Origin of the sequence: Stutzerimonas stutzeri, from assembly GCF_019090095.1 — a bacterium.
GTDB classification, from domain to species: domain Bacteria; phylum Pseudomonadota; class Gammaproteobacteria; order Pseudomonadales; family Pseudomonadaceae; genus Stutzerimonas; species Stutzerimonas stutzeri_AN.
The window spans coordinates 2,049,116-2,074,248 of the sequence record NZ_JAGQFP010000001.1 but is presented as its reverse complement, the minus strand read 5'-3'; the positions used below and the strand labels follow the sequence as shown (position 1 = coordinate 2,074,248).

Here is a 25,133-nt window from a genome sequence, read left to right as displayed (position 1 = left end):
CGTTCAACCAGGTTTGGGGATTTCCCTATGACTCAACACGTCAACAGCTACTACGCCGCTTCGCGCAACATCCGCGTGGACTATCCGCAACTCAGCGAGTCCGTCGAATGCGACGTCTGCGTCGTCGGCGCCGGCTATACCGGCCTGTCGACGGCCTTGTTCCTGCTGGAGAACGGCTTCAGCGTGACCGTGCTGGAAGCCGCGAAAGTCGGCTTCGGCGCCTCGGGGCGCAACGGCGGGCAGATCGTCAACAGCTACAGCCGCGACATCGATGTCATCGAACGCCAGCTCGGTGCCACCCAGGCGCGGTTGCTTGGCGACATGGCCTTCGAGGGCGGGCGCATCATCCGCGAGCGCGTCGCCCGCTATGGCATCGACTGCGACCTGAAGGACGGCGGTGTGTTCGCCGCTATCACGCCCAAGCAGCTGGGCCATCTCGAGGCGCAGAAGAAGCTCTGGGAGCGATACGGACACACCCAGCTGGAGCTGCTGGACGAGCGCCGCATCCGTGAAGTGGTCGGGACCGAGCGTTATGTCGGCGGCATGCTGGACATGAGCGGTGGCCATATCCACCCGCTCAACCTGGCGCTGGGCGAAGCGGCGGCGGTCGCCTCGCTGGGCGGCGCGATCTACGAGCAGAGCGCGGCGGTTCGTATCGACCGCGGCGCTCAGCCGGTCGTGCACACCGAGCGCGGCCAGGTCAAAGCCCGCTTCGTGGTGTTGGCGGGCAACGCCTACCTCGGCGGGTTGGTCCCGGAACTGGCCTCCAAGTCGATGCCCTGCGGTACTCAGGTGATTGCCACCGAACCGCTGTCCGAGGAACTGGCTCGCAGCCTGCTGCCACAGGACTACTGCGTCGAGGACTGCAACTACCTGCTCGACTACTTCCGCCTGAGCGGCGACAAGCGCCTGATCTATGGCGGTGGCGTGGTCTACGGGGCGCGGGATCCGGCGGACATCGAGGCGATCATCCGGCCGAAACTGCTCAAGACCTTCCCGCAGTTGCGCGATGTCCGCATCGATTACACCTGGACCGGCAACTTCCTGCTGACCCTGTCGCGCCTGCCCCAGGTCGGGCGCATCGGCGACAACCTCTATTACTCCCAGGGCTGCAGTGGCCACGGCGTCACCTATACCCACCTCGCCGGCAAGATGCTGGCCGAGGCGCTGCGCGGGCAAGCCGAGCGCTTCGACGCGTTCGCCAGTCTGCCGCATTACCCCTTCCCGGGTGGTCAGTTGCTACGTGTGCCGTTCACGGCCATGGGCGCCGCCTATTACCAGCTACGTGATCGCCTGGGCGTCTGATGCGATCTCCGCCAGCGTGACCCGCTGGCGGGCTTTTCGGAGAATTGTTTATGTCCCGCGTGCCCTTGATTGGCGTTACCGCCTGCCGACAGCAGCTCGGCAAATACGATTCACACACCGTCGGCGACAAGTACGTCGAGGCGGCGGCCTTTGCTGGCGTGCCGCTGGTGCTACCGGCGCGTAGCACGCCGAGCGATCCGCAGCGGCTGCTCGACAGCCTGGACGGCATCCTCTTCACCGGCTCGCCGTCCAATGTCGAACCCCACCGGTACGACGGCCCGGCAAGCCTGGCCGGCACCGCGCATGACCCGCACCGCGATGCCAACACCCTGCCATTGCTGCGTCTGGCCATCGAACGCGGCGTGCCGGTGTTCTGCATCTGCCGTGGCTTCCAGGAACTCAACGTCACGCTCGGCGGCAGCCTGCACCAGCGCGTGCAGGAACTGCCGGGCTATCTCGACCACCGCGAACCGCAAAGCGATTCGCTGGCCGAGCAGTACGTGCCGCAGCATGCGGTGACGGTTCGGCCGGACGGCGTGTTCGAGCGGATCGGGTTGCCCGCGGTGTTCCAGGTCAACTCGTTGCACAGCCAGGGCATCGACCGGCTGGCCGCGCCTCTGCGCGTCGAAGCGGTGGCGCCGGACGGCCTGGTGGAAGCCGTCTCCGTGCGTGACGCTCCGGGTTTCGCCATTGGCGTGCAATGGCATCCGGAATGGCGCATTGCGGAGAATCCCGAATCGCTGAAGCTGTTCCAGGCCTTCGCCTCGGCGTGCCAGGCCTACGCGGCGGCCCGTTAGCGATCGCAAGGTTGCCGGCCCTCGCGAGGCGTTGCTGTCGATCAGGCGGCGTCAGTGCGCCGGGCCGTAGCGCGTTTGATCAGCCGTTCGATGCCACCGGCGACCAGCCAATAGAATGCAAGCCAGGCCGTCAGCGAAAGCAGCCAGCCCAACAGGCTCGGTGACGGCAGCCCCCAGCCGCTCGCGCCGCTGCCCTGCAGTACGGGCAGGCCGCTCGGCTGGAGCAAATAAGGAATCGCCAGCACCGTCATCCCGACGGCCTCGAAAGGCGTATCGCGCAGCGCCGTGGTGAACACGGCGAGCATCAGCAGCAGCGCATGCAGTGTGCTGAGAAGCAGCCATAGCCGAACCCGGCGCTGGCCGGTGATTCCGCTCAACGGCGCGCCCGCTCAGTCGTATTCGGCATGCTGGGGCAGGTCATCGGTGATGTGAAACCACGGCGCCTTGCTATCCACGAACACGTGGCGCTGCGCTTCGACGCCTGGGTCGGTGTCGAGCGTGCCGAGTGCGAATCCATAGATGTCCGGATTGGCATCGAAGCGCGTGTACAGGCTGGAGCCGCAGTTCGAGCAGAACCCCTTGTATTCGCCTGGAGACGATTCGTAGAACTTGATCAGGTCCTGGCCATCGAGCAGCGTCCAATCGGCCGCGCGAATCTTCGCTCGTGTCCTGAACGCCGCGGCGTGCAGCTTGCGGCACATCGAACAGTGACAGTTCAGGACGTCGGTCAGCGGCCCGTCGATTTCGTATCGAATGCCGCCACACAGACAACTACCGCTTTGCTTCATGACTCGCCTCCTTGTGATTGCCGTCGTGCTTGAATCCCCGGCTGTGTTACTGCCGCGGCGTCTCGCCTCGTGCCCTGAATGCAGGGGTGTCGATCAAACCACGCCGAACTGGATTTCGATACGGTTTTCGCTCGACGCGGGGCCGTGCCAGGCGTGTAAACCTCTCGCGGTCGACTGCGGCAGCCGGTTGCTCTTCGGCCGGCGGTCAGGCCCTCATCGATCCGAGGCCGCCAGTTGCACGCCGAGCGCGGCGAAGGTGGTGGCGAAACCACGGCGCATCCAGGTTTGCACCCGAGGCGATTCGATGACCGCGGTGCGGAACGCATGGGCAAGCAGGCCGTACAGCACGAAGACGGTGAAGGTCATCGCCATGAACACGGCGCTGAGCGTGAGTAGCTGCAGGGTAGGGGAGGCGGCGGTGGGGCTGATGAACTGCGGCAGGAAGGCGAGAAAGAAGATCGTCAGCTTGGGGTTGAGGATGTTCAGCAGAAAAGCCTTGAGTACGAGGCCGAGTGCACCGTTGCTGACCGCCACCGACTGGGTGGCGAACGCCGACCGGTCGCGCCATGTGGCGATCGCCAGATAGAGCAAGTAGGCGACGCCTGCATACTTGAGCGCCTGGAAGGCCAGGGCACTGGTATGCATCACGGCAGCCAGGCCGAGCACGGTCGCCAGCAGATGCGGCACGATGCCCAGCGTGCAGCCCGCCGAGGCGAGCAGGCTGGCGCGCCGGCCCATCGTCAGCCCGGTGGAGACGGTGAAGACGACGCCGGTTCCCGGGATGAGCACGACGATCAGCGATGTGATGAGAAATTCGAGGCTGGGCATTACGGGAGTGTCCTTGCAGGCCTGGCGTAGTCAGGCGAGCGGTTATCGATTGATCGTGTAGGTCAGGTCGCGGACTTCGTCACCGGTCATTCCCCGGAAGCCCCACTGATAGGGCTGCTGCTCCGTGATTGTGATTTCCACATCCACTGGCGCGAGATCAAGCTGGCGTTCGATCTCACTAAACAGCATCTTGATCAGCGCCTTCTGCGTCTCGGGTTTGCGCCCAGCCATCATATTGATCTCGATGACGGTATACGCGTCGCTTCGGCCACCCGGATAGTAGAAATCCGCTCTGTCCATGGGGACGAAACGATGGGCGCGTTTGTCCTCCGGCATGCCGAGAACCGCCTGCATGCACCCGTGAATGACCTCTGACAGCCGTGCCTTGATCGGGTCGAGCCGTTCTCTGATGCCATATACAACAATCATTGCGGGTTCCTTGGGCCAGGCAGCGGCGCACGCGTTGCTCAAGCGGCGTGAGTGGTTTTTACAGGTGCGGGCAAGTGTAGCCAGCGACCGTTATGGTCGCTGGCTGATGTGAAAGAAAAAATGGATGACTACTGGGTGCGGGTTACTCGCCAGACGACGTTCGCCAGGTCGTCGGCGACGATCAGCGCGCCCTTCGGATCGACGGTCACGCCGACCGGGCGGCCATGGGTCTTGCCGTCACTGGTGCGGAACCCGGTGACGAAGTCCACCGGCTCGCCGCTGGGGCGGCCATCACGAAAGGGCACGAACACCACCTTGTAGCCCACCGGGTTTTCACGGTTCCAGCTGCCGTGTTCGCCGATGAAGACGCCGTCGGCGAATTCCGCGCCCATGCCGGGATCGGAGAAGGCCAGGCCGAGCGCCGCGACGTGCGAGCCGAGGGCGTAATCCGGCTTGATCGCGCGGGCGACCAGCTCCGGCTTCTGCGGGCGCACACGGTCATCGACGTGCTGGCCCCAGTAGCTGTACGGCCAGCCGTAGAAACCGCCATCCTGGATCGAGGTGAGGTAGTCGGGGACCAGGTCCGGGCCCAGTTCGTCACGCTCGTTCGCTACCGCCCACAGCTGGCCCGACCCTGGCTGGATGGCGAGTGCCGTAGGGTTGCGAACACCGGTGGCATAGGGCCGGTGGGCGCCGGTCTCGGCATCGACCTGCCAGATCATCGCGCGGTCCACCTCGGCGTCCAGCCCGCGCTCGGTGATGTTGCTGTTCGAACCGATGCCGACGTACAGATAACGGCCGTCCGGGCTGATGGTCAGCGCCTTGGTCCAGTGGTGGTTGATCCGCGAGGGCAGGTCGGTGACCTTGGTCGGCGGACCGTCGGCCTTGGTCTGCCCCGGCTGGTAGTCGAAGCGCACCAGGGCGTCCTGATTGGCCACGTACAGGGCGTTTTCATGCAGTGCCAGCCCGTACGGCGCGTTGAGGTTGTCGGCGAATACTTCCTGCAACTCGTAGGTGCCGTCACCGTCGGCGTCGCGCAGCAAGGTCAGGCGGTTGCCGCTTTTCACCGAAGTCGTGCCCTGCGCCTTGATATAACCGGCGATCACATCCTTTGGCTTGAGCTTAGGCGCGTTGCCGCCTTTGCCTTCTGCCACGAGGATGTCGCCGTTGGGTAGCAACAGCGTCTGGCGCGGAACCTTGAGATCCTTGGCGATGGCGCTGATGGTAAAGCCCTGTGGCACGGATGGCTTGCCGCCCGCCCATTTCGCCGGATCGGCGATGGTCATGCTGGGCAACAGCCCGCGCTGTGGGTCGGGCAGCTTGGGATCGCCACCATAGGATTGCGCGGTCTCCTGGCCCTCGCCGCCGCAGGCGGCCAGTAGCAGGCTCAGGCTCAGGGTGGCGAGTGCGTAACGAGTCTTCATGCCGCACCTCCTGTCCGCCGCTTGGTGAGGCCGACGCCGGTTGCCAGGCAAGCCAGCACCGTGACGATCACCGAAAGCACCAGGCCCAGGGGCATGGTGGCCCAGGCGTCCTTGGCATGTTCGAGGGCGTCGATGAAGCCCACCACCCAGGTCGCGAGTAGCAGCAACAGGTAAACCAGCGGGCGCCCTTGCTTGCGCGTCGCGCGCAGCAGGTTGACCAGCGCGAACAGGATCGCCAGGCCACAGAACACCAACGCGCCGGCGATCAGCCAGCAGGAGAAGTTGATCCACTGAACCTCGTACGTCCGGTAGTAGGCGTAGTCACTCAGGGTCGCGCCCAGAAACAGCGGAACGGTGCCGGCCAGCAGCGTAGCGTGCAGTGCCCCGGGTCTGCTGCGGTAGATGCGCGGTGCGCGGGCGGTAGTGGTCGTCACGGCTGGCTCCTTATCACTTGGCAATCCAGATCGGATGCCCGGCAAAATGCCGGTGCTCCGGGGTTGCGATGGCCCTGTATAAGGGGAGCGTTCGGACGCCGGGTTAGTTCACCCTGATCGATGAAGCCTACGTTCGGGAGCCGCTCCACCGCTGGTAGGCGGCAAAACACAGCGCCGATACGCGACAGTGAGGTTGTGGGGAGCAGGGGATGCGCTTCGCGTTCATCCCTAGGATCGCTCAGCGGCGCGGCTTCGTCGTGCCCGCGGGTGCACCCTGCTGTACATCGATCGCCTCCGCTTCCCACAGCTCCGGATAGGTCGTGACAAAACCCGCGTCCCCAACGTGCAGGCTGGCAACGTAGTCGAACAGAGGCGCCTCGTACCGATACACCTCGACGCTGAGCCGCTCATAACGCTGATGCAGGACCCGCAGGCCGCCGTCGGGCACATCGAGCCAGGCAACCGGAACATCCGCTGCCTGCCCCACCGCAAGGGCCATTCGCCGCAACTGGAACAGGTTGGTGGCTGGCGTGAATCCCAGGTCGAGATCCAGGCATTCATCGAGTCCCGCTATCGCCTGATCGCCAAGCAACCACGTTCCGCTGGCGGTGCGCCTCACCCGCAGATCCAGCGCATGGTCGCCGACCCAGCCGGTCACCGCGCCTGCGCGCGTTCGCCAGCCTTCGTCACAGTCGACTGCATAAGACACGCAGGCCGGAGCGCCGCTTTCGTGACGAAACGCTGCGACCCCTTCCAGGCGCCACCCGGATCGCTGCCGCACCAGTCTGCAGGCGTCGTGACCGGGAACATCGAGGCGCCGCCAGATGACGCTCACCATGGACATCGGCATGTCCTCCTAAGATGTCCGTCGTTGGGGCACGACCGGAGGCTTGAAGGGCGACAGCCGCGAACCTCCGCTCGATGAAGGCCGGGCGACACGTCCGCACCGGTGGTCGCATGCACACTATTGCGGGCGGGACAGCTCACCCTCGACGATGTCGGTGTTTTGCGAGTCGATGATGACCCAGCCCGTTGGCGTTAACGACAACACGTTGAGCAATAGCCCGCTGCGGGCCGGAAGTGCTGCACCCGCTGGACTGACATGCCCCTCGAGAACCCACCGGGCCCGTGCAATGGCGATATGCGCCGCAGGAAATCGCACCTTCACATCCGTAATCGCCAAGCGGCTGTGCTTGAACATCGTTGCGTGCGTGAATTCATGGGCCCGCTTGATTTCTTCTCGTCCATGCCACCACAAACCAACCACGTTGACGAACTCAGCATCGTCAGCGAAAAGCTCGGCAAATTGATCCATGTCGTGACGGTTCCAGCAGTCGGCGAACGCGTGAACCACGGCGGTGATCTCGGCAATACGATTCGACATCGAACCCTCCTGTCCTTTGTACAGAGCACATCGGTCATGACACCCGACGCCCGCGTGCTGGTGGCTACCGGCCCGTGAACCGGCCTGAGGTCACCGGCTGTCGGTGGTCAGATGCCGGACGGCTGCACCTATACAAAGCAATCGGTCGCACCCGGGTCGTGACCAAGCTGGTGCAACAGGGTTGTGATCTGCCCACGGTGGTGGGGCTGGTGATTGAACAAGTGAGCGACCGCAAGCCAAACGGGATGCTCGCGGGGGTGGCCCTGGGAATTACTGTAGCGCATCGTTTTCGCCAGCAGCTCATCCGTGAGCGCTTCGGCCCAGTCCACGATCACCCGATCAGTCGTTGTTTTCCGTGCCGAAGGGTCACCGTCACGGCGCGCGGGCGGCGATGAAGGGACGAAGGTCGCTGTCCTTCGAGCCGTGCCGTTCGTTCGCCAGCATATCGAAACCGGCCGCGCGGATCGCCTCTTCGAGTTCAACGGCGGAAAAGGAGGTTACGCGGGGCGCTTTGCCCACCAGGCGCATGAGCGGGATGGCGAGGCGAATGAGCGGATTCATGTCACCGACGCAGGGCGTCTTGGAGATGAAAAGGCCGCCCGGCGCAAGTAGGCGGCGAATATGGCCGAGTACGGCGGAGAGGTTGCCGGCAAGGTGAAGGCAGTTGAAGCAGATCACGACGTCATACTCGGCGCCTTCTCGTGCCAAGGTGCTGGCGGTACCCTGGCGGAAGCTCAGCTGCCCGTTCAGCTCAGCGGGGCGAGCCGTTGCGAGCTTCTCCTGCGCAATGGCGATCATGCGCGCCGAGATGTCGGTGCCGAGATAGTGCTCTGTGGCATTCGCGAGGCGCAGCGCCGTCGTGCCTGTGCCGCAGCCGAGTTCCAGCACCCGCGCGCCGGGAGTGATGAGTGCACGAGTGCGCGCCAATGTCCTTTCGAACCCGGCTGCATCGTCAATGGGAGTGGCGGCGTATTTCGGGGCGGCCTTGTCCCAGAACTGCGCGTCTTTCGTGCCCATCTGCTTCTCTTGCGCCCTCTATGCACCCGGTTCGTTCAGTGGATGCCCGGTCCACCGCTTGAATCGACGCGCGTTAGGCTTGTTCCGTGCACGCTGACGTTTGCTTGAGCGGCGGGCTGTTGCACGTATCAGGCGCTCACGTTCGGCACGCCCTTGGGCGCAGCCCCTCGGCGAACTTTGGCGTTCCATACGATGATAATGGGCGTAATGGCAACGGTAGGTGCCAGCCACACTACATACGCGGGCTCAAAGGCGATATTGGTCACCAGAAACGCCGTGATCGTTGCAATGGAGGCTGCCAGCATCATGGTGAGATGGTTGCCTATACGGGCTGCGCCCGTAACACCGCCGGAAAAGATAATACGTAGATCGTTAATGCCCAACGCGACGCCTATGCCAGAAAAGACCAGCATGGTGTAGCCATTGGTATCGCCGCCCGAAAGAAGGGCGAAGCCATAAACCGCCATGGCGACGGCGGCGATTAACATGCCAATTGACCGCATCCAATCCAGACGTAAAGCGGAGCCTTTGCGGTACTTCGCATAACACCAGCCGGACAATGCCAGGTAGAAGCTGAAAATAGCGACAAGTAGAAGAAAAATATTCCCTGTCATGAACGAAATCGGTACTGCCGTAAGAAAGATAGCCAGCATGCACCAAAAGAAAATACGGCCACAAACCACATGCACCTTGTGACGGGTATTAAAACTTTTACTCAAGGCAGCGATAAGGCTGGCGGAAAGTGCAGAGTACCCAGCCGTAATATGGAGAAAGAGCAATATTCCTTGGAGTGTTTTCATTGGTTCCCTTCACTATTCGCTTTATCGGGGCCTAACGCTAGCCACAAGCGACGCCTTGCAAGGTCGCCTGCTGGAAAGGCCGCCCCGGAGCAGGCGTCGACGGAAACGTAAGGGCACGCCAGCCCTCGTTCTCTTGAGGCGCGATAGCGCCGTATCGCTCGATGGGCCAAGAGGCGAAACGAGCGCCCGCTGATCCATCGGCCATTGTGCAGCCAGCGGCTCATCACCGGCGCCCCTTCGGTTTCGGGCACTGGGCCCCGGCGGAGTACGGCGGCCAATGGGCAGAAGCGGTAAGCCAAAGTCATTTAAAGCAGTGTTGCGGGTGCTGCTGTAACGGAATGTCAGGCGGAGCGCAGCGGTATGTTGGGTGCGCTTGAACATCGACGTTGCGCCAACATTTCACAGCGAGAGCTTGAGCTTGCGGCCGCCAGTGATCGAGAAGCCTTCGCGTTCGTAAAACGCCAGTGTTTTATCGAATTGAGGAAGCGGTGGCGTAGTGACCTCCAGACGCGTCCAGTTGCGCGACTGGCCGAACGCTCTAGCTTGGGAAAGGAGTTGCAGTCCTATCTGCTTTGAACGATACAGGGGCCGGATATAGAGTTCGGGAATCGTGCCGAAAGCGCCCTCTGCGTAGAGTGCGTAACTCTCATAGAGCGCAATAAATCCAACGGGCAAGGCACCATCCCGAGCGACGAAAACAAAATACTTCTCTTGGTTCAGCAAGTCGGTCAGGCGATCAGCTGTCTCGCGATGGTCGAAATTGAATGCCTGAATGCCAATGTTTTTCATGATTTCGGCAAGCAACTCCCCCACCATTTCAGCGACTTGAGAGGCGTCTTGTGTTGTGGCTTTTTGAATAATCATAGAACGCTCGTTGCTTGTGCCTAACGCTTGAGTTAAGCCGAGCCACGAAATGGCTTCCGCTTGAATGGATCGTCAGGCGCGGGCTTCAGTGCCTTGGCCCGCCGGTGTTTGATGATGCATGACAAGGAGCCATTGCCCATTGGAGCGCACGTACGTGGAGCTGCACTGGGCGATGTATGACGTGCCCGAGCTACCGCGGTCGGCGTGCACCCTATAGGCGAGCGCGGCCATTTCAGGGGTGGGAATCACGCAGTGTTTCGCACTGAAAGAGACATTTTTCCAGCGACTACCTGAGCGAATAGAGTCAATGGTCGCTTCGCGATCCATGATGCCCACCGGTTTCGGAAGGACCATCAGGCTCCCTGGAGCCAAGTTGCTTTCGTAAAAGTCTGCCGAGCGGAGCCAAAATTGCTCTTCTTGCTTCCAAAGTGCGATTGCCTGGTCTTGAGTCACTTCAACCTCCGAGAATGGCAGTTTGCGTGATGGATTGCTCTCGCGCTCAGCTATCAAAGCAGCGCGCCAGCTGATCAAGACACCGGTCATAGATGCCAACGACGTTCATGCCAGGGCAGTGCGCACGAAGTCCATCTGGTGCCTTCTAACACCGGCTCACCAGCGGCCAAACCGCGTAGGTTTGGCCGTCTGCGTGGAGCCGCTTGCTAGGCATCCGTGCGGCCTTGCCGATTGACGATGTACGGTAACGCCAACAGATATAGACCAGTAATAAGCATTAGAAAGAGCGGGGGCAGAGGCGAGTACGTTATCCACCATGAAGGCTCGGTGGAATTCAAAGCTCTGGCCGTGAAGTTAGTCACCACGGTCGCCGTAAAAATGATCGACAGCCAACGGTGACTTTGTCGAACCCAGGAATTCCAGCTCATTTCGCGCTCCTTGATTGCGGGCTGGGTACAGTTGAAATCATCTTCCATCCGTTGCCAGACGGATCCCGAAAGCCAGCATCGACCCTGCCATACCGCTCCATGGGTTCTTGCGTAAATTCCACGCCACACGCATTCATACGTTCGTAGGCAGCGCGACAGTCATCCACCAGGAGTACCAGCGGTGGCATAGCGCCCTTGGCTACCATTTCATGCAAGGTCTGCGCTGTTGCTGCGTCATGTACTGGCGGACCAGGCTTGAACAAACCGAGTTGGAAGGAAGGCTGATCAGGATGTTGGATCGTCAGCCAACGATAGTCGCCATTGCGAACATCTGTATGAACGATAAACCCCAGTTTCCCAACGTAGAATGCGAGTGCTTCATCTTGATCCCGCACATACACCCCTGCCGTATCCACACCAGTAGTCATCGCCTTTCCTCCATTGGATTAGACCTTTAGCTTGCCAGCAGAGCTAAGTCGGCGCTTCTCCGAAACTGCTGTATTGAGGTTTGGACGATCGACAGCGCGCATGACACATTCGGGCATTTCCTTCCGCTCATGTGGAATCGAGCGTTCACGCTCCCGAAACTCTCCGGGGCTCTCTCCGATAACATCACTGAAAACGCGCCCAAAGGTACCCACACTGTTCCAGCCAGTTTGGAGTGCGATTTCTATAATGGGCAGGTCAGTGTCGCGGAGTAGAGCTGTGGCACGTTCTATACGACGAGTAAGCAAGTACCGGTGCGGAGGTACGCCGAAGGCTTTTTTGAACTCTCGCGCAAAGTGCGCCACCGAAACAGCGCTCACTTGAGCCAACCGCGTGACTGGCCAATCCTCCTGGGGAGCGCCATCCATCCGATCCTTCGATCGCAACAATCTGCGTAATAGTTCGGGGCTTTGACTCATCTCATGCCTAACGTTTGGTTGAGGGGCGGGCTTTAGCCGGTCGCAGCGAACGAAGTGGGCGGCGTGAACCGCTTGTTAGGCAGAGGAGCATAGCGGGCCTCGCTGGCCGATACCGCACAGTGGCCGAACAGCTACGCATTCAAGCCGCTATTGATACCTGATTAACACGGATGCATTCCTCGCGTCGTCGGACGCGAAGCCACGGCGGGCGGTGACAGCGCGCTAGGTGTAAGCGCAACGGATGCGTATCGAAAAGGGAACAGGAGGCGGCGATACGAACGTCCATGTAGGTACGAGCCTAAAAGATGAAATGACGCCTAACGTTGGAGTTAAGGACCACTGACATCCGCAAGCTCGGGAATGGCGTAACGAAGCAGGTCGGCTTGAACGAATTGTTCGGCCGCGTCGCGGTAGCTCTTGGTCTCACTCAACGAACCAGTAGTTGCCCTCGATAACGCCCGACCTATCACCGGCTTCCTTTGCGTCAGGTGCAGATATAAAAGCCTTTGCCTTCTCGAGATCCGCTACCTTGAAAATGAAGACGACTTCATTGGAGTCCTCAACTCCGCGCCATAGGTTTTCAAGCGAAAGACCAGCTTTGCTATGAGCCTCTGAGTGCGAATCGAAAACTGATTTCCACTTGGCGAAGTCCGCTACTTTGTTCCTACAGATCATTCTAATCATCGCTGTCCTCCTTTAGTGCTACGTCGGTATAACGTGGGTGGTAGCGGCCTAACGTTTGGTTAAGGGGCGGGCTTTAGCCCGTTCCAGTGAGCGCAGCTAACGATTTGAGCGAGTTGTTAGGGAGCAACTAGCACCCGAGGCAGTACAAATCGGCATCGATGCTTACTCCTAACGAAGCGATACGAACTAGGGTTGCTTTAGAAATATGGAACGCAGGTCTTGTTGTTGCATTGAAATAACCTACGCAAACCAGATAGGTTTGGTATTGCTCGGATATTTTTTTGACTGCCTCAGCGGTACATTCAAGAAGTGGCAAAAGTGCTTCAATATGAGCCTCAATGCAAGTGTTCGTTTCGGGTAGAGGGCTGTTCAAACACCAGCCGCTGTCTAGCCGTACGGGGTTGTAAAGCCCAGGGTCACCCTTGCGCCAGCTACTGGTTGGTGCGCACCCGATAGCAGCAGATATTTCCTCCAGCGGAAGGATTTCTGCCGCAACTCGAAAATACGTGTATGCCCGTGGTACAGAAGTCAATGTTGATCGATCCTTAACGATTAAGCTAACGGGCCGCCGAAAGCGCAGCTTTTGGTGGTCCAAGAGTGAAACGAGCTGCGTTGAGCGCATTGTTATGTTTCATTGCTTGGCTCAAGCTTGAGAGCTACGCGATCAATGCCGTAGATGAAGCATAAGGCTAGAGCCAAAGCAGCGTACCAAGGCATGCTGTAGCCAAAACTTGCAATGGAAATTTTAGCTGCGTATGTGAACGCCGCTGCAGCTAGAAAGGCCAACAGCGGATAAGCCTTCGGTGGGTAAGAGGTCTTCTTGCATTGTGTGCATACGTATGTGCTTGAGAAATTCCATGGCATTTTGTGCGGAATTTCGTTATTGCAATGCGGGCAATTCATAAGCTTCCTGCGATGAAACATGACGTTTGGTTAAGGGGCCGGCTTTAGCCCGTCCCAGTGAGCGAAGCGAGCGATTTGAACCATTTGTTAGCAGGAAAATCACACTGCTTGGTCAATGTTTATGCCGCACAGCGGGCAATGCTTTACTTTCTTGGATAATGCTACTGGTGAGCCGCTATTCATTAGCGTTGAACCAATGTTTCCTTTGCATGCAGGGCATTTTGTAGTGAACTTTATTGCCAGCATTAAGGCGAAGCCGAGGAAAAATATAGAGAATGACAAAAATGGTGGTTCTTTGTTCTGGTTCAAAAAATATTGAATTGATCCTCCGGTAAGCAAAAGCCCGCCATAAACTGCGGCACTAGCAAACCTTATTCGGATGTTGATGACGTTCCGGATTGTCACGATTTTTCCTTTGACTGCTAACGTTTGGTTAAGGGGCCGGCTTTAGCCGGTCCCGAGTGAGCGAAGCGAACGGCTTGAACCATATGTTAGAAGTCATGCCTCGTCCGCCGTTGGAAAGAAAACAAGCTCTGTATTCGTCATTTTGTTGTTAGGTAAAAGCTCATGAACTAATTTCGCGTCTAAACGCGGAGTTGCGGTTGCGGTTGCGGTTGCGGTTGCGGTTGCGCTGAATGCTTCTTTTAGCATTTCGTACGATTTAACTATCTCAATAGCGCGAATGGTTGCCTCATCCTCTGATTCGGTTTCGACTCTGACTGTGACGAAAAAGCCAACGATTTCTTTAGTGCCTTTCCGCGTAAGTTCGAAGTCATTGCCTTCGACGAAGACCGCATAATTTTTCATTGGCTGGATTCTAACGACTAAGCTAACGGACAGCCAAAAGCGCAGCTTTTGGCTGTCCAGCGAACGAAGTGAGCGACAGTTGAGCATATTGTTATAAATCACTTGGCACAATTGCATTGAGTGGCGATTATCTTTAGCTGCTCTATGTATTCGTTGGTGGCACTTTGGGTGATGGGCTGACTGGCTTCTTCAAAGTATTTAGAGAAGCCTTTCATTGCCTTGCGTGTGACTTGAATATCTTTTTGTCCAAGCGGGGATGAGTAAAAGGCTATTAGTTGGTCAAGCTCTTCCTCAGAAAAATCAGGGGCGTAGTAACTTGCCCAAACCGAAACAATTTTTTCGGCGGTCCAAGGCGCTTCTGTTTTCTTTATAAAACCATCAGCTGCAGTCTTGAAGCGCTGCTTGAAATCTTCGTTGGGATTAAGCTGGGAAAGAACTTGATCCATGATTTGCGTGCTGACTTTTCTGTTGTATTCCTTTCCTTGCTCGATTTGCTGCTTCCAAGTTTCTACCAAGCCAAGTGCGTCCATAAGGCGCCCGATTTTCTCGCTTTTAGTGTCTGCAAGTGCTTGGAAGGATAGAGTGAGAATTACTGCTCCGATGATGGTGCGCATGTTGCGACGTTCCTTGTGAGTTATAACGTTTGGTTAAGAGCCCGGCTTTAGCCGGTCCCGAGCGAGCGGAGCGAGTGACTTGAACCATTTGTTATGCATTACGCCGCCGCGCTCGACTGGCTAGCTAGCGCCATGCAGATTATTACTATTGCTGAGCTCCAAGCACATAACCTTGCCGCCCAGAAAAATGTAAGGGCCCAGCCTTGTAGTTGAACCGTAGGCGGTAGTTTTTTGCACGGAAGCAAAAATGAACCATTCAGCGTTGAGACTACGGCCGTTGCCCCATGTAAGGGGTTGCCAGTTTGCAGAAGTGCTTTAGAGGCAGACGGATTATTGCGTATACAAAAGCGCAAAGCCGCCGCCGAAAAGATAGCAAGCAGAGCTAGCAGGATTGATGCTGCCAACTAAAACTCAATTGTCAGTGCGTTCATATGCATAACGCCCAAGGTAAGTGGCGCCGGAGCACCGAAGGTGCGTAGGGCACCAAAACAAGCCATGAGAATGCCGAAGGCATGGCCTGTGTTGGCGTCCGCTTGACCGACCAGTTAGGCTGATGGCTATTGAGTACTTGGTTGAGATTATCACTGCTCGCTACCTTGCGCTTGTAGCGCTCTCAGTGCAGCGCTGCAACGGCCCCACGCGGCATTGAAAGCTGCTTCATCGTTTGCATACACGTCTGACAGACTGCCTGGCCCGGTGTACTTTGTTTGCTCGTAGAGATGAATAGCTTCACGAAGTCGATCATGCTCAAGCATGGAAAGGATCTCTACGAATCGTTGAGCCCAGCCTTGCAAACGTTCTATCTCAAGCGCTTCAACGAACGCTCTCGTCGCCTGCATTGCCTCGCTTTTGATTGATTCGGGCACAGCAGTCATAGAAGTGGCCGAACGTTTGGTTAAGGGACGGGCTTTAGCCAGTCCCAGTGAGCGAGGCGAACGATTTAAGCGCATTGATAGGCCTAACTCCATAGCTAGTGCATGTAAACGAGATCAAAGATTAATCGTTGAGCTCTCTGAGATCCAAGCGTCATTAGCTCATTTTCCCTGCCTGCCAAGGTTGCCGCGATGTCGTTTATATGAAGAGGGTCTGCTTTGGTTTCAAGAAGGCTCAACGCGGAACTGGCCGAATCATAGCTTTCTTTAACTAGAGCGGTGTCACGTTGTGCACCTTGCCTGATCTTTTGCTCTAGGAGTTTGGCAAATAGCTGCTCAAACTCTCCACATGCTTTCCCGGTCATGCACGGCTCTCCAAGGGCGCCTAACGCCGCGTTAAGGGGTGCAGGCACGCAATCCCGAGGTTTCTACAATACACCTTAAACACACAAGCTCAACGCAAACCAAAAATGTCACGCGCGCCAAATCCCTCTTAAACGCTTTGTTATGCGTTTACTCGGAGAGCTCGTAGTGGCGCTCAACATTGACTGTCACTTTGCCCCAATGAGAAGCTTTAACTCTTTTCTGATGTTGTTCAAATGACGCTTTATCCGCGAACTCTTCGTAAACGTCAAAACGAAGAGGATTCTCCGAATTTTCAATGACACGAAAGGTAATACAGCCTGGCTCTTCGAACGTGAGTCGTTTGTGATTTTCCAGTTCACTTTTTACTAATTCTAGCTCCGGCTCAGGAACTAAAATAAAACCTTTTAATGTAAATTTTGACATGAATTTCCTTATTACGCATAACGTTTGGCTTTGCGGCGCTCCGGAGCGCAGCGTAGATGCGTCCGCCAACAGCCATTTGTTATAGCTTATTCATGAATGTAACCTCAGTCGGTGCTGCTAACCAATCTTTAAATTTTTGTGCAACTAACTGGGTATGCCCCTCTTGGTGGTGATTTTCTAAAGCAGCTTTACTCTCCCACTCCTCATATAAGTAAATGTAGCTTTTGCATTCTGAGCAATGTAATTCGAATTGAATGCAGCCAGCTTCATTTCGAGTGGCTCCTAACATTCCTAACAATTCATTCTTGGCAGATTCGAAAAACTCAGCCTTTGGAGTGATTTTTGCGAAAATACATGGTTTGTCTACTGACATTTACAATCTCACTATTTTTTCTTGAACTATAACGTTTGGTTAAGGGGCCGGCTTTAGCCGGTCCCAGTGAGCGCAGCGAACGATTTGAACCACTTGTTAGGCATTGAACACCGGCCTAAAGAAAGTACGCTCGTAGCTTATAATGCACTTTGTTTCTTCAGCGTATTTTAAGGCGGCTATGCAAGCGGCATCTTGAAATGAGCTTTGCCGATACTGCTCGTACTCAGCTAGGCTTGGGAACGTGAACATAGCGAGTGCAACATTATTGGCGCCTTCCGATGGTAAAAAGTAACCGTGATGGTTACCCCCAAACCTCTCAACCAGGGGAATCCACAGTTTTCCGTAATGCTCAAACTCTTTAAGTTTGTATGGATCGATTAAGTATTTGAGGTAGCAGGTGATCACAGAGTTTCCTTATATATACCTAACGTTTGGGTAAGGGGCGGGCTTTAGCCCGTCCCAGTGAGCGAAGCGAGCGATTTGAACCGCTTGTCAGGCTACAGCCACGTTGTTAGTCGACAGCTCTTGCTCTTGTGTGTTTAGGAACTCCCGACGAAAATTCAAAGGGCTGGAAATTCCTGGAACTGGTGCTTGTGGGTTTCCTGCGCCAGAAACAACAATTGAGCCAAAATTGAATATGCGACCAAGAATCCCTTGGTTAACTTGAATGCTTTCAATTTTTTGTATATTTATTTCAATGGTTGTTCTGCTTATGAAGCCGAATTTCGCAATAACACGTTTGTTTGTGATGGCTAACTCTGTGGAGAAATAGCGTATTGCTGCTGCGATCCAAAAAAGCAGGCCAAGGCCAAAAATGCCGAGCGTTAATAGACCTAACAGTATCAGTGGTAAAAGCGACCAGAGACTCGTTTTTCCTTCATAAATTACCTTTTCACCTTGTGTAAGAGCGCTCTCGACGTAACTTCCCATATGTATAACTCCTTGGTTGATGAATCTCTTTTCTTTGATGTCTAACGTTTAAGCTAAGGGGCGGGCTTTAGCCCGTCCCAGCGAACGAAGTGAGCGATTTGAGCGCATTGTTAGGTTTGTTCTCCCAGTTCTTTAGCCTTTGGGATGTCAATTATTGCCTTTACTACAGGCCATTGGCGGATTGATAGTTCGATGAAAAATCCTGCGCCGATTAGAAGTCCTGAAAATATGCCGGTTAAGGAAATTGCCCACAATGGAATGTTTGGTTGAAGGCTTTCAAAGAATGAGATAAAGAAGAACACCCAGCCTGCAAGGAAGCTTAAGATTTTGTAGCGCGAAAGCTTGGATAAGTAATTCTCATCATTTAAGGCTTTGAGCAAGCCATGAAGGATTCTTTGGTCGCACTTGGTCATGGCTAGAACCTAACGTTTGGTTAAGGGGCCGGCCTTAGCCGGTCCCGAGTGAGCGAAGCGAACGACTTGAACCATATGTTAGACGCCATACTCACTGTAAGCAGGGCTTGCGTAGTAAGAAACCCAGCCACAAATGTAAGGCAATAGCGCTATAAATAGAAAGGCCAAAAATACGAGTGTGCCTAGCCAGCCCCGCGTGTAAATGAGATACGCCGGCAAAACGATTGGCCAGAGGAAGAAAATAAAAGCACCGAACTCATAAGGACGGTGGAAGTTATGTTTCTTTGCGTCATCCAAACACCACAGTGCAACCATGAGAGCGAAAGACCAAGCCATTAAGTTTTCGTACTCAGGTGCAGGGTCATAGCCCAGATAACCCATGATTGAGTAATGAGCAATCGAGATAGCGACTACGATTGCGATGCTGATGGACTTACGCATAACTTCCTTGTGGTGGCTAACGATTAAGCTAAGGGGCGGGCATTAGCCCGTCCCAGTGAGCGAAGCGAGCGATTTGAACCGATGGTTAGGATTTCAGGAGAACTCATGGAGTTCACCTTCTGTAACGTTCCACTCTAGAACCTCATGCCTCAGCTCAGCAAAGGTTCGAAGTAATTTTCCAAGTCTATTTATCTGTGATGGTTCAGCACGAATACAAAAATCAAATATCTCTCGGTTCGGCAGGCTCTGATTATTATTGAAGCGAAGCTGGATTGCACAGGCTCCGGCTGAGTTTGTGTTGAAAACGCGTAGTCGAAAGTAGTAAGCGGTGCGGTCTTCTGGAATTTCTGAGCCGATTTCGTGGAGAAAAACATCGCTACTATGGCGCGGGAACTTCTCTAACACGCTTGCCCATTCATGAATGGCTCTGGCGTTTTCATAATATTCAAACCCGGCAGACAAGTTGCCGTTTGACGCGCTCACTACCAGATTTAAATGGTAAGGCTCTTCATACGGATGCCTTACGATGCGGAGGTGTGGTTTCATTGTTACGCCTAACGTTTGGTTAAGGGGCGGGCTTTAGCCCGTCCCAGCGAACGAAGTGAGCGGCTTGAACCGCATGTTAGGCAGCGGAGCAAACCAGGCCTCGCTGGCTGATACCGCACAGTGGCCGAACAGCTGCGAACGTTCAAGCTGCTAGATGATGACTGTTTCACACCGCTGGATGCCTCTGGTCGCCGGTCAAAGACCCGATGCGAGCACAGACAGCGCGCTAGATGTAAGCCCAGCGGACGCGTATGGAATAAGGAACAGGCGGCGGCGATACGAACTTCCATGTATGTACGGGCCTTAAAAAGAGATGACGCCTAACGATTAAGCTAAGGGGCCGGCTTCGCCGGTCCCAGCGAACGGAGTGAGCGCTTTGAGCGCATTGTTATGTTCCTACTGACGCTGAATTGATTTTTTCTTTAGTGCGCTTCGGATTTGCCAGGCTACTGTTGCAATATACAAGGCCGCAACCAAAATTCCAGCCCCGTAGTCGTAGTCTGTTGTTCTCCAGTTGTCTGGGTGTTGCCCGCTGTCTTGGAATATTAGGGTGGTTGCTAAAATGGCCAGAAATAGCAGCACTAAAAAGGCGACTGTTGTTAGAGTGATCTTAATTGCTAGCAGCGCGTAAGTATTCATGTAGGTACATAGCGATTAAGCTAACAGGCGAGCAAAAGCGTAGCTTTTGCGAGTCCAGTGAGCGAAGCGAACGGTGTTGAGCGACTTGTTATGCGCCTCTCTGCCTAAACTCTTTTTCATCAATCTCTGCTTGTTCTTCAATGATCTGTACGCCACTTTTTATTGCTTTAATTGAAATGGCACCCTTTAAAAGAAGGCTGAATTGTGCGCACTTTTCAGATAAGTCTTCTAGCGGAAATAGTGTGCCACTTTCCCAGAACTCTTCAGGTAGAAACCCTTTGCGATAAGGATCGTTAATATTTCTGTTAATAGCTTTTTCCAGCAAGTCAGATGCGCGCTCAAGAACTCTTTGGGCATCCGGGTAGGCGCTGGAATATTTGATAAGCAAATCTCTGAATCGAGTGGCTACTCCCGATAGCTCTTCTTTATTTATTCGTTCACTGAACATGTTCGTGCCTCATTAGCGCATAACGTTTGGTTAAGGGGCGGGCTTTAGTCCGTCCCAGTGAGCGAAGCGAACGATTTGAACCGCTAGTTAGGTGTCGCTGGCTGGCTCAGTGCTTATTGACATTTGAACTGCTTCTTTTGTAGATGACGAGCGCAACTCTTTACTGATTACAGAAAATGATTTTGCTACTACGTCTGCTGGGGCATCGGACAAGACAGTGGCTTTGACTTCGTGCATGTGGCACCTAACGTTTGAGCTCAGCGGCGGCCGTCAGGGCCGTCCCCTGGAGCAAATGGTTAGGTTACTCCTGCCTAATTACTACTGTTCCCAGGCCGTAATCTACGGCGCCGAACTTCTGATCCAGAACGACACTTGGTGGCAGGTTAAAGTTCGCTGCCACAAGCCCAAGGTCGAGCGGATGCCTCATGAGGCAAAAGTATCCGGCTGGATTAGAGCCCCAACGATATTCAGTTGCAAGTTCATTTCCGCTAGCCAAGAGAAGGTCTACTACCGGATCTAGAAGGGCATAGCGAGGCTCGCTGCCAGTCCGCTTTTCGGTCATTTGCACACTCTTCATTGAGTAATCTAACGTTTGGTTAAGGGGCCGGCTTTAGCCGGTCCCGAGTGAGCGAAGCGAACGGCTTGAACCAGTTGTTAGGCGCTCACACACTGTAGTTGTAATGTGAAGATGTTTGGTAGTCATAAATAGATACTGACCTGCCATTTATATTGCCGCTAAAATGACTGCTCGTGTGATAGTCATAGCCAGTAAATTGGGAGCCTTTTAAGGTCAGCTGAATGTGAGAGCTATTTCCGTAGTCGTACAGGCTATTTGGAGAGCCGCTTATGTGGCAGCCACGGTCGTGATCGTAAATGCTGATATTTGTTTCACTGATGTTGCCGCTAATGTTTATGTGCTTGGATTGCGAGTAATCGTATACCGAAGATCCTTTGGCACCAGATAGACCGGCAGCAATGTACGCAATGCATGCCCTAGGGTTTGAATTCACCGTAATCTCCTTGTGTGCCTAACGTTTGGTTAAGGGGCGGGCTTTAGCCCGTCCCAACGAGCGGAGCGAGTGATTTGAACCACCTATTAGACAGGACCTACAGCATAGTATCGGAACTCGTTTCCGAGCTCTAAGACGCTTTTTAGATAGGCTTGTGCATCTTTAGCTGTAATGCTGAAGTCTGGCATGTGCGTTGCCTGATTTCTAAGCTCTTTCAGCTGCATATATAGCGGCATGACGTTGGCGGAAACATGCCCCATTTCGATTAATTTGGAGACATTTTTCGATGTGTTACTGCTCGATATTCCTGCTTTTTTGGCCGCAGCGCTGATTGCTGCTTCTAGATCAATCCAGTACTCGATTATTGCTGCTCGTGGAGATGTTAAAGCAATACGGTTGACGAGTTCAAAAGTGGTCAGGATTCCATCTATTGAGGCATTTCTAAGAGCTTTATATTTTTCATGATCTAGCTGCCTAGCTTGATTCTTTGCGAGTTCGATGCCTTTTTCGAATTGTGCTTCTAGCTCCTTGTATTTGAGATGCGAAACTCTACCGAATAGGGCGCGAACTTCGCTTTTGAATAGCTGAGCTATCCAAATTGCGGCTATTGGCCATGCTATTGATTTTATAATTTCGGCGGCTATCTCCATGGGTTTCTCTGCCGTCTAACGATTAAGCTAAGGGGCGGCGGAACGCCGTCCCAGCGAACGAAGTGAGCGCTTTGAGCGCATTGTTAGGCATTGATACTGAGTGCATCCGCTATAGCCTTTCTCATAAGCTCTTCATCATTGAGCAACTCTCGGTAAGGCTCAAATGGAAGGTTGCCATCGTTTAGTTGGCGCTGAATAAATATTTCCATACGCCAAGCGTCTGGGTGTAGCTTGTCAAAATCAAAGTCTATACCGCCAACATCTAGAGTTTTGTAGACATCAACTCCAATGCCATGAGTGCGTATGTACCAAGTAGTGCCAGGAATAATGCGATTCCCGCGATATTCTCTATGCAAAATATCCTCGGCTCTCTCTAGGCCGAAGCTACGGGTGATTAGCTCCTTTGCCCACGCCATTTGGGCATACCACAGAGGAATTGCTGCTGCTATTGGGTTCACATCCATATACCCCACAATGCCTAACGTTTGGTTAAGGGGAGGGCTTTAGCCCGTCCCAGCGAACGAAGTGAGCGGCTTGAACCGCATGTTAGGCAGCGGAGCAAACCAGGCCTCGCTGGCTGATACCGCACAGTGGCCGAACAGCTGCGAACGTTCAAGCTGCTACATGATGACTGTTTCACACCGCTGGATGCCTCTGGTCGCCGGACAAAGACCCGATGCGAGCACAGACAGCGCGCTAGATGTAAACCCAGCGGACGCGTATGGAATAAGGAACAGGCGGCGGCGATACGAACTTCCATGTATGTACGGGCCTTAAAAAGAGATGACGCCTAACGATAAGCTAAGGGGCGGCGGCACGCCGTCCCAGCGAACGAAGTGAACGACTTGAGCGACTTGTTATAAATCGCCTCCCAGTACCTTCATATCAAGCTTGAGTCCAGCAGCGGTTCTTGAAGCAACATAATATGCTCTATTCAACGCATCGATAAACTCTGTGTCGCGCTCATCCATTTCTCTTGCTGCATAGTGCCCAAAACAAAGTTCTCGAAGCCTCTGCCTCTCATTGTTTCGGCCCTCAAAGAATGCTACCAACCACTCAAGCTGAGCCCTAGTTGATTCAAGGATGCCCGGTAAAGCAACGCGAGAGTGGCGCCTGATCCTATCATTGCAGATGGAAAGCGCCTTTCGGGTGATCTCGGCTTTTAGGGTTTCTTGGCTCATGTTTTGCGCGACTTATAACGTTTGGCTAAGGGGCGGGCTTTAGCCCGTCCCAGCGAGCGAAGCGAACGATTTAAGCCAGTTGTTAGGCGGGCCTGACAGTCGTTTGCTTTAAATTTTATTGAGGGTTGACTATTAAACAGACAAGCTTCCAGAAACCCACGCTGGCACAAACTCGGAAAGAGATGGCGACATATACTTGAATTCATTGTCAATTGGATAGAATGCCCAAATTCCACTTTTTCCTTTTCTATACCCAAAATCAATTCCGTCAGCTCCAGATCTACCTACAGCAAGAAATCCAACGTCTTGCAATTCGTATGCGTCGAACATTGGTACTATGACCTGTGTGTAGGAGGTTTCAGAATAATATCCATCTTTTGAGAGAGCACTATTCAAATATTCTTCACAAAGATATTCAGAGAATCTCGGTTCGTCGTCCATAAATTTTCTAGCCTAACGTTTGGTTAAGGGGCCGGCTTTAGCCGGTCCCAGCGAACGAAGTGAGCGGCTTGAACCGCTTGTTAGGCAGCGGAGTGATGCTGCCACCGCTGGCCGATACCGCACAGTGGCCAAACTGATTAGAAGCTTCAAGCCAGTGCGTACCGACTGATTCACACCGCCGCATGCCTCTGGCCGCCGGACCCGGAGCCGAGGCAAACACTGATGACGCGCTAGAAGTAAACGCAGCGGATGTGTATAGAAAAAGAAACACGAGGCAGCGATACCAACTTCCATGTATGTACGAGCCTTAAAAAGAAAGAACGCCTAACTATAATTAGACACCAAGTGGTGTATAAGACGCCCGACGGGACTGGTGTATAACGTTCCTTGCCATGATTGCGCTCCTTGTCTAGGCTGGGCGTTCCGAACGGATGATGACTGTATAAAGGAGTTATACACCATGGATGGAAGGCCGCGATTACTCGATCAGGTTCGTGAACAGATCAGGCTGAAACACTACTCGATCAGAACTGAACGTGTCTATTGTGAGTGGATCAAGCGCTACGTACGGTTTCACAATTATCGCCACCCATCAGAAATGGGCGCAGCAGAGGTGGAGGCGTTCCTTTCCGATCTTGCTGTTCGCCGGGATGTTTCTGCTTCTACGCAAAATCAAGCGCTTGCCGCACTGTTGTTTCTTTAGTAAGCAGGTACTCAAACAGGACTTACCCTAGCTTGGGGACGTGGTGCGTGCCAAAAAAACTACGCGACTGCCTGTCGTGCTGTCCATACAAGAGGTGCAACAGGTTCTTGGGCAGCTCGAGGGGGAGGCCGGCCTTGTCACGCGCTTCTGTATGGGGCCGGGCTTCGCTTGATGGAGGCTTTGCGGCTTAGGGTCAAGGACGTCGATTTCACGTAACGAGTTGCTCATCCGTGACGGCAAGGGCCAGAAGGATCGCGTCACGGTTCTGCCCGTCAGTGTGATCGAGCCGCTGCGGCGTCACCTTGCTCGCGTGCGGGTAATGCATCAACAGGCTTTGGCCGATGGCGGGGGAGACGTTTATCTGCCGGACGCCCTGGCTCGCAAGTATCCCAACGCTCCCTGGGAATGGGCTTGGCAATACGTGTTCCCGGCAGCGGGACTCTCCGTGGATCCGCGTAGCGGGGCCGTACGTCGTCATCATCTGGACGAAAAGCGCGTGCAGCGGGCCTTCAAGCGTGCCGTGAAGGCATCGGGACTTGCAAAGTTGGCGACACCGCATACGTTGCGCCACAGTTTTGCCACGCATTTGCTGGTGAGCGGGCAGGACATCCGTACGGTGCAAGAGCTGCTCGGGCACGCGGACGTCAAGACCACGATGATCTATACGCACGTGCTCAATCGTGGCGGTCTCGCGGTGCTGAGCCCGTTGGACCGGCTCTAGGCGGCCGCCTCGGTCGTATCGGATGTGCCCGTAGAGTTCAGCGCGGTACGGGCCGGACAAAGCGCATCGCTGAATCACGCGTCTGGCGCTGTCCGGTCAGGGGATAGGTGTG

At 55.0% G+C, this 25,133-nt stretch carries 37 protein-coding genes and 1 pseudogene; 3 read left to right on the top strand and 35 right to left on the bottom strand.

The annotated features are described in order from the left end of the window. Nucleotides 1-27: 27 nt before the first annotated feature. A complete protein-coding gene (locus KVO92_RS09165) occupies nucleotides 28-1,305 on the top strand; it encodes an NAD(P)/FAD-dependent oxidoreductase (protein ID WP_217475268.1) in 1,278 nt (425 codons plus the stop codon). A gap of 50 nt (nucleotides 1,306-1,355) precedes the next feature. Then, nucleotides 1,356-2,102 carry a gamma-glutamyl-gamma-aminobutyrate hydrolase family protein gene (locus KVO92_RS09160; RefSeq protein ID WP_217475267.1) on the top strand — a complete coding sequence of 249 codons (747 nt, stop codon included), beginning with the start codon at nucleotides 1,356-1,358 and terminating at the stop codon, nucleotides 2,100-2,102. Nucleotides 2,103-2,143: 41 nt separating this feature from the next. Here KVO92_RS09160 and KVO92_RS09155 read toward each other — a convergent pair whose 3' ends face one another. The 35 genes from KVO92_RS09155 to KVO92_RS08985 all read right to left on the bottom strand — a co-directional run bounded on the left by KVO92_RS09155 (nucleotide 2,144) and on the right by KVO92_RS08985 (nucleotide 23,597). After that, on the bottom strand, nucleotides 2,144-2,479 hold the full coding sequence (locus KVO92_RS09155; RefSeq protein WP_217475266.1) for a hypothetical protein: 336 nt from the start codon (nucleotides 2,477-2,479) through the stop codon (nucleotides 2,144-2,146). Nucleotides 2,480-2,491: 12 nt separating this feature from the next. Continuing rightward, nucleotides 2,492-2,890, bottom strand: a complete 399-nt coding sequence (locus KVO92_RS09150; protein ID WP_217475265.1) for a GFA family protein — start codon at nucleotides 2,888-2,890, stop codon at nucleotides 2,492-2,494. 213 nt (nucleotides 2,891-3,103) lie between these two features. Next, the gene (locus KVO92_RS09145; protein ID WP_217475264.1) at nucleotides 3,104-3,718 is read right to left on the bottom strand and encodes a LysE family translocator; all 615 of its coding nucleotides are present in this window, start codon (nucleotides 3,716-3,718) and stop codon (nucleotides 3,104-3,106) included. Nucleotides 3,719-3,760: 42 nt separating this feature from the next. After that, entirely contained in the window at nucleotides 3,761-4,147 is a 387-nt protein-coding gene (locus tag KVO92_RS09140) for a tautomerase family protein (RefSeq protein ID WP_217475263.1), read from the bottom strand. A 128-nt stretch (nucleotides 4,148-4,275) separates the two neighbouring features. Next, the gene (locus tag KVO92_RS09135; RefSeq protein WP_217475262.1) at nucleotides 4,276-5,571 is read right to left on the bottom strand and encodes a PQQ-dependent sugar dehydrogenase; all 1,296 of its coding nucleotides are present in this window, start codon (nucleotides 5,569-5,571) and stop codon (nucleotides 4,276-4,278) included. Beyond that, nucleotides 5,568-6,005, bottom strand: coding sequence for a DUF2231 domain-containing protein (locus KVO92_RS09130; protein ID WP_336512615.1), 438 nt, complete (start codon nucleotides 6,003-6,005; stop codon nucleotides 5,568-5,570). The genes KVO92_RS09135 and KVO92_RS09130 overlap by 4 nt, the downstream gene beginning before the upstream one ends. 238 nt (nucleotides 6,006-6,243) lie before the next feature. Continuing rightward, nucleotides 6,244-6,849: a putative glycolipid-binding domain-containing protein gene (locus tag KVO92_RS09125; protein WP_217475261.1), complete on the bottom strand. Its 606-nt coding sequence runs from the start codon at nucleotides 6,847-6,849 to the stop codon at nucleotides 6,244-6,246. Between the two features lie 120 nt (nucleotides 6,850-6,969). Further along, nucleotides 6,970-7,389: an SgcJ/EcaC family oxidoreductase gene (locus tag KVO92_RS09120; RefSeq protein WP_217475260.1), complete on the bottom strand. Its 420-nt coding sequence runs from the start codon at nucleotides 7,387-7,389 to the stop codon at nucleotides 6,970-6,972. A gap of 128 nt (nucleotides 7,390-7,517) precedes the next feature. Beyond that, nucleotides 7,518-7,724: a DinB family protein gene (locus KVO92_RS22920; RefSeq protein ID WP_217475259.1), complete on the bottom strand. Its 207-nt coding sequence runs from the start codon at nucleotides 7,722-7,724 to the stop codon at nucleotides 7,518-7,520. A 37-nt stretch (nucleotides 7,725-7,761) separates the two neighbouring features. Then, on the bottom strand, nucleotides 7,762-8,406 hold the full coding sequence (locus tag KVO92_RS09110) for a class I SAM-dependent methyltransferase (protein ID WP_217475258.1): 645 nt from the start codon (nucleotides 8,404-8,406) through the stop codon (nucleotides 7,762-7,764). A gap of 128 nt (nucleotides 8,407-8,534) precedes the next feature. Next, entirely contained in the window at nucleotides 8,535-9,206 is a 672-nt protein-coding gene (locus tag KVO92_RS09105; RefSeq protein WP_217475257.1) for a hypothetical protein, read from the bottom strand. A gap of 399 nt (nucleotides 9,207-9,605) precedes the next feature. Then, nucleotides 9,606-10,070, bottom strand: coding sequence for a GNAT family N-acetyltransferase (locus KVO92_RS09100; protein ID WP_217475256.1), 465 nt, complete (start codon nucleotides 10,068-10,070; stop codon nucleotides 9,606-9,608). Nucleotides 10,071-10,142: 72 nt separating this feature from the next. Further along, on the bottom strand, nucleotides 10,143-10,601 hold the full coding sequence (locus tag KVO92_RS09095; RefSeq protein WP_217475255.1) for a nuclear transport factor 2 family protein: 459 nt from the start codon (nucleotides 10,599-10,601) through the stop codon (nucleotides 10,143-10,145). Between the two features lie 346 nt (nucleotides 10,602-10,947). Then, entirely contained in the window at nucleotides 10,948-11,379 is a 432-nt protein-coding gene (locus KVO92_RS09090) for a VOC family protein (RefSeq protein ID WP_217475254.1), read from the bottom strand. 18 nt (nucleotides 11,380-11,397) lie between these two features. Further along, a complete protein-coding gene (locus KVO92_RS09085) occupies nucleotides 11,398-11,805 on the bottom strand; it encodes a helix-turn-helix transcriptional regulator (protein ID WP_254621318.1) in 408 nt (135 codons plus the stop codon). A gap of 474 nt (nucleotides 11,806-12,279) precedes the next feature. Then, on the bottom strand, nucleotides 12,280-12,540 hold the full coding sequence (locus KVO92_RS09080; protein WP_217475252.1) for a hypothetical protein: 261 nt from the start codon (nucleotides 12,538-12,540) through the stop codon (nucleotides 12,280-12,282). 127 nt (nucleotides 12,541-12,667) lie between these two features. Next, the gene (locus tag KVO92_RS22915; protein WP_423836224.1) at nucleotides 12,668-13,162 is read right to left on the bottom strand and encodes a DUF4279 domain-containing protein; all 495 of its coding nucleotides are present in this window, start codon (nucleotides 13,160-13,162) and stop codon (nucleotides 12,668-12,670) included. A gap of 380 nt (nucleotides 13,163-13,542) precedes the next feature. Continuing rightward, nucleotides 13,543-13,848, bottom strand: a complete 306-nt coding sequence (locus KVO92_RS09070) for a hypothetical protein (RefSeq protein ID WP_217475250.1) — start codon at nucleotides 13,846-13,848, stop codon at nucleotides 13,543-13,545. A 93-nt stretch (nucleotides 13,849-13,941) separates the two neighbouring features. Beyond that, nucleotides 13,942-14,250 carry a hypothetical protein gene (locus KVO92_RS09065; RefSeq protein ID WP_217475249.1) on the bottom strand — a complete coding sequence of 103 codons (309 nt, stop codon included), beginning with the start codon at nucleotides 14,248-14,250 and terminating at the stop codon, nucleotides 13,942-13,944. A 98-nt stretch (nucleotides 14,251-14,348) separates the two neighbouring features. Next, on the bottom strand, nucleotides 14,349-14,864 hold the full coding sequence (locus tag KVO92_RS09060; RefSeq protein WP_217475248.1) for a DUF2059 domain-containing protein: 516 nt from the start codon (nucleotides 14,862-14,864) through the stop codon (nucleotides 14,349-14,351). Between the two features lie 581 nt (nucleotides 14,865-15,445). Then, nucleotides 15,446-15,739 (bottom strand): hypothetical protein, encoded by a 294-nt coding sequence (locus KVO92_RS09055; protein WP_217475247.1) that lies wholly within the window; start codon nucleotides 15,737-15,739, stop codon nucleotides 15,446-15,448. Between the two features lie 95 nt (nucleotides 15,740-15,834). Further along, nucleotides 15,835-16,101: a hypothetical protein gene (locus KVO92_RS09050; protein ID WP_217475246.1), complete on the bottom strand. Its 267-nt coding sequence runs from the start codon at nucleotides 16,099-16,101 to the stop codon at nucleotides 15,835-15,837. A gap of 148 nt (nucleotides 16,102-16,249) precedes the next feature. Next, entirely contained in the window at nucleotides 16,250-16,525 is a 276-nt protein-coding gene (locus tag KVO92_RS09045) for a putative quinol monooxygenase (protein WP_217475245.1), read from the bottom strand. 79 nt (nucleotides 16,526-16,604) lie between these two features. Then, complete coding sequence (locus tag KVO92_RS09040) at nucleotides 16,605-16,898, bottom strand: putative quinol monooxygenase (protein WP_217475244.1); 294 nt, start codon at nucleotides 16,896-16,898, stop codon at nucleotides 16,605-16,607. Between the two features lie 96 nt (nucleotides 16,899-16,994). Then, nucleotides 16,995-17,303: an NIPSNAP family protein gene (locus KVO92_RS09035; protein WP_217475243.1), complete on the bottom strand. Its 309-nt coding sequence runs from the start codon at nucleotides 17,301-17,303 to the stop codon at nucleotides 16,995-16,997. 87 nt (nucleotides 17,304-17,390) lie between these two features. Beyond that, the gene (locus tag KVO92_RS09030; RefSeq protein ID WP_217475242.1) at nucleotides 17,391-17,828 is read right to left on the bottom strand and encodes a PH domain-containing protein; all 438 of its coding nucleotides are present in this window, start codon (nucleotides 17,826-17,828) and stop codon (nucleotides 17,391-17,393) included. Nucleotides 17,829-17,938: 110 nt separating this feature from the next. Beyond that, on the bottom strand, nucleotides 17,939-18,241 hold the full coding sequence (locus KVO92_RS09025; RefSeq protein WP_217475241.1) for a hypothetical protein: 303 nt from the start codon (nucleotides 18,239-18,241) through the stop codon (nucleotides 17,939-17,941). A 78-nt stretch (nucleotides 18,242-18,319) separates the two neighbouring features. Then, a complete protein-coding gene (locus tag KVO92_RS09020) occupies nucleotides 18,320-18,682 on the bottom strand; it encodes a hypothetical protein (RefSeq protein WP_217475240.1) in 363 nt (120 codons plus the stop codon). A 93-nt stretch (nucleotides 18,683-18,775) separates the two neighbouring features. Further along, entirely contained in the window at nucleotides 18,776-19,228 is a 453-nt protein-coding gene (locus KVO92_RS09015) for a hypothetical protein (RefSeq protein WP_217475239.1), read from the bottom strand. 396 nt (nucleotides 19,229-19,624) lie between these two features. Beyond that, nucleotides 19,625-19,867 (bottom strand): hypothetical protein, encoded by a 243-nt coding sequence (locus KVO92_RS09010; RefSeq protein WP_217475238.1) that lies wholly within the window; start codon nucleotides 19,865-19,867, stop codon nucleotides 19,625-19,627. Between the two features lie 88 nt (nucleotides 19,868-19,955). Next, nucleotides 19,956-20,315: a hypothetical protein gene (locus KVO92_RS09005; RefSeq protein WP_217475237.1), complete on the bottom strand. Its 360-nt coding sequence runs from the start codon at nucleotides 20,313-20,315 to the stop codon at nucleotides 19,956-19,958. 1,096 nt (nucleotides 20,316-21,411) lie between these two features. Then, nucleotides 21,412-21,975: a DUF4145 domain-containing protein gene (locus KVO92_RS09000; RefSeq protein WP_217475236.1), complete on the bottom strand. Its 564-nt coding sequence runs from the start codon at nucleotides 21,973-21,975 to the stop codon at nucleotides 21,412-21,414. Nucleotides 21,976-22,058: 83 nt separating this feature from the next. Then, nucleotides 22,059-22,439, bottom strand: coding sequence for a DUF6896 domain-containing protein (locus tag KVO92_RS08995; RefSeq protein ID WP_217475235.1), 381 nt, complete (start codon nucleotides 22,437-22,439; stop codon nucleotides 22,059-22,061). A gap of 393 nt (nucleotides 22,440-22,832) precedes the next feature. After that, on the bottom strand, nucleotides 22,833-23,156 hold the full coding sequence (locus KVO92_RS08990; protein ID WP_217475234.1) for an immunity protein Tsi6 family protein: 324 nt from the start codon (nucleotides 23,154-23,156) through the stop codon (nucleotides 22,833-22,835). 132 nt (nucleotides 23,157-23,288) lie between these two features. Next, nucleotides 23,289-23,597, bottom strand: coding sequence for a hypothetical protein (locus tag KVO92_RS08985; RefSeq protein WP_217475233.1), 309 nt, complete (start codon nucleotides 23,595-23,597; stop codon nucleotides 23,289-23,291). A gap of 460 nt (nucleotides 23,598-24,057) precedes the next feature. Here KVO92_RS08985 and KVO92_RS22780 point away from each other — a divergent pair. Beyond that, nucleotides 24,058-25,021: pseudogene (locus KVO92_RS22780) on the top strand (integron integrase). Nucleotides 25,022-25,133 lie beyond the last annotated feature (112 nt).

What these genes read in the sequence shown, in the direction of transcription:
- KVO92_RS08985 (WP_217475233.1), bottom strand. Translation starts at nt 23,597, where the DNA reads ATGGACGACGAACCGAGATTCTCTGAATATCTTTGTGAAGAATATTTG.
- KVO92_RS09010 (WP_217475238.1), bottom strand. Translation starts at nt 19,867, where the DNA reads ATGAATACTTACGCGCTGCTAGCAATTAAGATCACTCTAACAACAGTC.
- KVO92_RS09055 (WP_217475247.1), bottom strand. Translation starts at nt 15,739, where the DNA reads ATGACTGCTGTGCCCGAATCAATCAAAAGCGAGGCAATGCAGGCGACG.
- KVO92_RS09015 (WP_217475239.1), bottom strand. Translation starts at nt 19,228, where the DNA reads ATGAAACCACACCTCCGCATCGTAAGGCATCCGTATGAAGAGCCTTAC.
- KVO92_RS09150 (WP_217475265.1), bottom strand. Translation starts at nt 2,890, where the DNA reads ATGAAGCAAAGCGGTAGTTGTCTGTGTGGCGGCATTCGATACGAAATC.
- KVO92_RS09140 (WP_217475263.1), bottom strand. Translation starts at nt 4,147, where the DNA reads ATGATTGTTGTATATGGCATCAGAGAACGGCTCGACCCGATCAAGGCA.
- KVO92_RS09060 (WP_217475248.1), bottom strand. Translation starts at nt 14,864, where the DNA reads ATGCGCACCATCATCGGAGCAGTAATTCTCACTCTATCCTTCCAAGCA.
- KVO92_RS09105 (WP_217475257.1), bottom strand. Translation starts at nt 9,206, where the DNA reads ATGAAAACACTCCAAGGAATATTGCTCTTTCTCCATATTACGGCTGGG.
- KVO92_RS09050 (WP_217475246.1), bottom strand. Translation starts at nt 16,101, where the DNA reads ATGACCGGGAAAGCATGTGGAGAGTTTGAGCAGCTATTTGCCAAACTC.
- KVO92_RS09160 (WP_217475267.1), top strand. Translation starts at nt 1,356, where the DNA reads ATGTCCCGCGTGCCCTTGATTGGCGTTACCGCCTGCCGACAGCAGCTC.
- KVO92_RS09020 (WP_217475240.1), bottom strand. Translation starts at nt 18,682, where the DNA reads ATGCGTAAGTCCATCAGCATCGCAATCGTAGTCGCTATCTCGATTGCT.
- KVO92_RS09005 (WP_217475237.1), bottom strand. Translation starts at nt 20,315, where the DNA reads ATGTTCAGTGAACGAATAAATAAAGAAGAGCTATCGGGAGTAGCCACT.
- KVO92_RS09025 (WP_217475241.1), bottom strand. Translation starts at nt 18,241, where the DNA reads ATGACCAAGTGCGACCAAAGAATCCTTCATGGCTTGCTCAAAGCCTTA.
- KVO92_RS09090 (WP_217475254.1), bottom strand. Translation starts at nt 11,379, where the DNA reads ATGACTACTGGTGTGGATACGGCAGGGGTGTATGTGCGGGATCAAGAT.
- KVO92_RS09120 (WP_217475260.1), bottom strand. Translation starts at nt 7,389, where the DNA reads ATGTCGAATCGTATTGCCGAGATCACCGCCGTGGTTCACGCGTTCGCC.
- KVO92_RS09125 (WP_217475261.1), bottom strand. Translation starts at nt 6,849, where the DNA reads ATGTCCATGGTGAGCGTCATCTGGCGGCGCCTCGATGTTCCCGGTCAC.
- KVO92_RS09135 (WP_217475262.1), bottom strand. Translation starts at nt 5,571, where the DNA reads ATGAAGACTCGTTACGCACTCGCCACCCTGAGCCTGAGCCTGCTACTG.
- KVO92_RS09100 (WP_217475256.1), bottom strand. Translation starts at nt 10,070, where the DNA reads ATGATTATTCAAAAAGCCACAACACAAGACGCCTCTCAAGTCGCTGAA.
- KVO92_RS08990 (WP_217475234.1), bottom strand. Translation starts at nt 23,156, where the DNA reads ATGAGCCAAGAAACCCTAAAAGCCGAGATCACCCGAAAGGCGCTTTCC.
- KVO92_RS09085 (WP_254621318.1), bottom strand. Translation starts at nt 11,805, where the DNA reads ATGGATGGCGCTCCCCAGGAGGATTGGCCAGTCACGCGGTTGGCTCAA.
- KVO92_RS09000 (WP_217475236.1), bottom strand. Translation starts at nt 21,975, where the DNA reads ATGGAGATAGCCGCCGAAATTATAAAATCAATAGCATGGCCAATAGCC.
- KVO92_RS09110 (WP_217475258.1), bottom strand. Translation starts at nt 8,406, where the DNA reads ATGGGCACGAAAGACGCGCAGTTCTGGGACAAGGCCGCCCCGAAATAC.
- KVO92_RS09165 (WP_217475268.1), top strand. Translation starts at nt 28, where the DNA reads ATGACTCAACACGTCAACAGCTACTACGCCGCTTCGCGCAACATCCGC.
- KVO92_RS09040 (WP_217475244.1), bottom strand. Translation starts at nt 16,898, where the DNA reads ATGTCAGTAGACAAACCATGTATTTTCGCAAAAATCACTCCAAAGGCT.
- KVO92_RS09045 (WP_217475245.1), bottom strand. Translation starts at nt 16,525, where the DNA reads ATGTCAAAATTTACATTAAAAGGTTTTATTTTAGTTCCTGAGCCGGAG.
- KVO92_RS22915 (WP_423836224.1), bottom strand. Translation starts at nt 13,162, where the DNA reads ATGCGCTCAACGCAGCTCGTTTCACTCTTGGACCACCAAAAGCTGCGC.
- KVO92_RS09065 (WP_217475249.1), bottom strand. Translation starts at nt 14,250, where the DNA reads ATGAAAAATTATGCGGTCTTCGTCGAAGGCAATGACTTCGAACTTACG.
- KVO92_RS09145 (WP_217475264.1), bottom strand. Translation starts at nt 3,718, where the DNA reads ATGCCCAGCCTCGAATTTCTCATCACATCGCTGATCGTCGTGCTCATC.
- KVO92_RS09030 (WP_217475242.1), bottom strand. Translation starts at nt 17,828, where the DNA reads ATGGGAAGTTACGTCGAGAGCGCTCTTACACAAGGTGAAAAGGTAATT.
- KVO92_RS09080 (WP_217475252.1), bottom strand. Translation starts at nt 12,540, where the DNA reads ATGATTAGAATGATCTGTAGGAACAAAGTAGCGGACTTCGCCAAGTGG.
- KVO92_RS08995 (WP_217475235.1), bottom strand. Translation starts at nt 22,439, where the DNA reads ATGGATGTGAACCCAATAGCAGCAGCAATTCCTCTGTGGTATGCCCAA.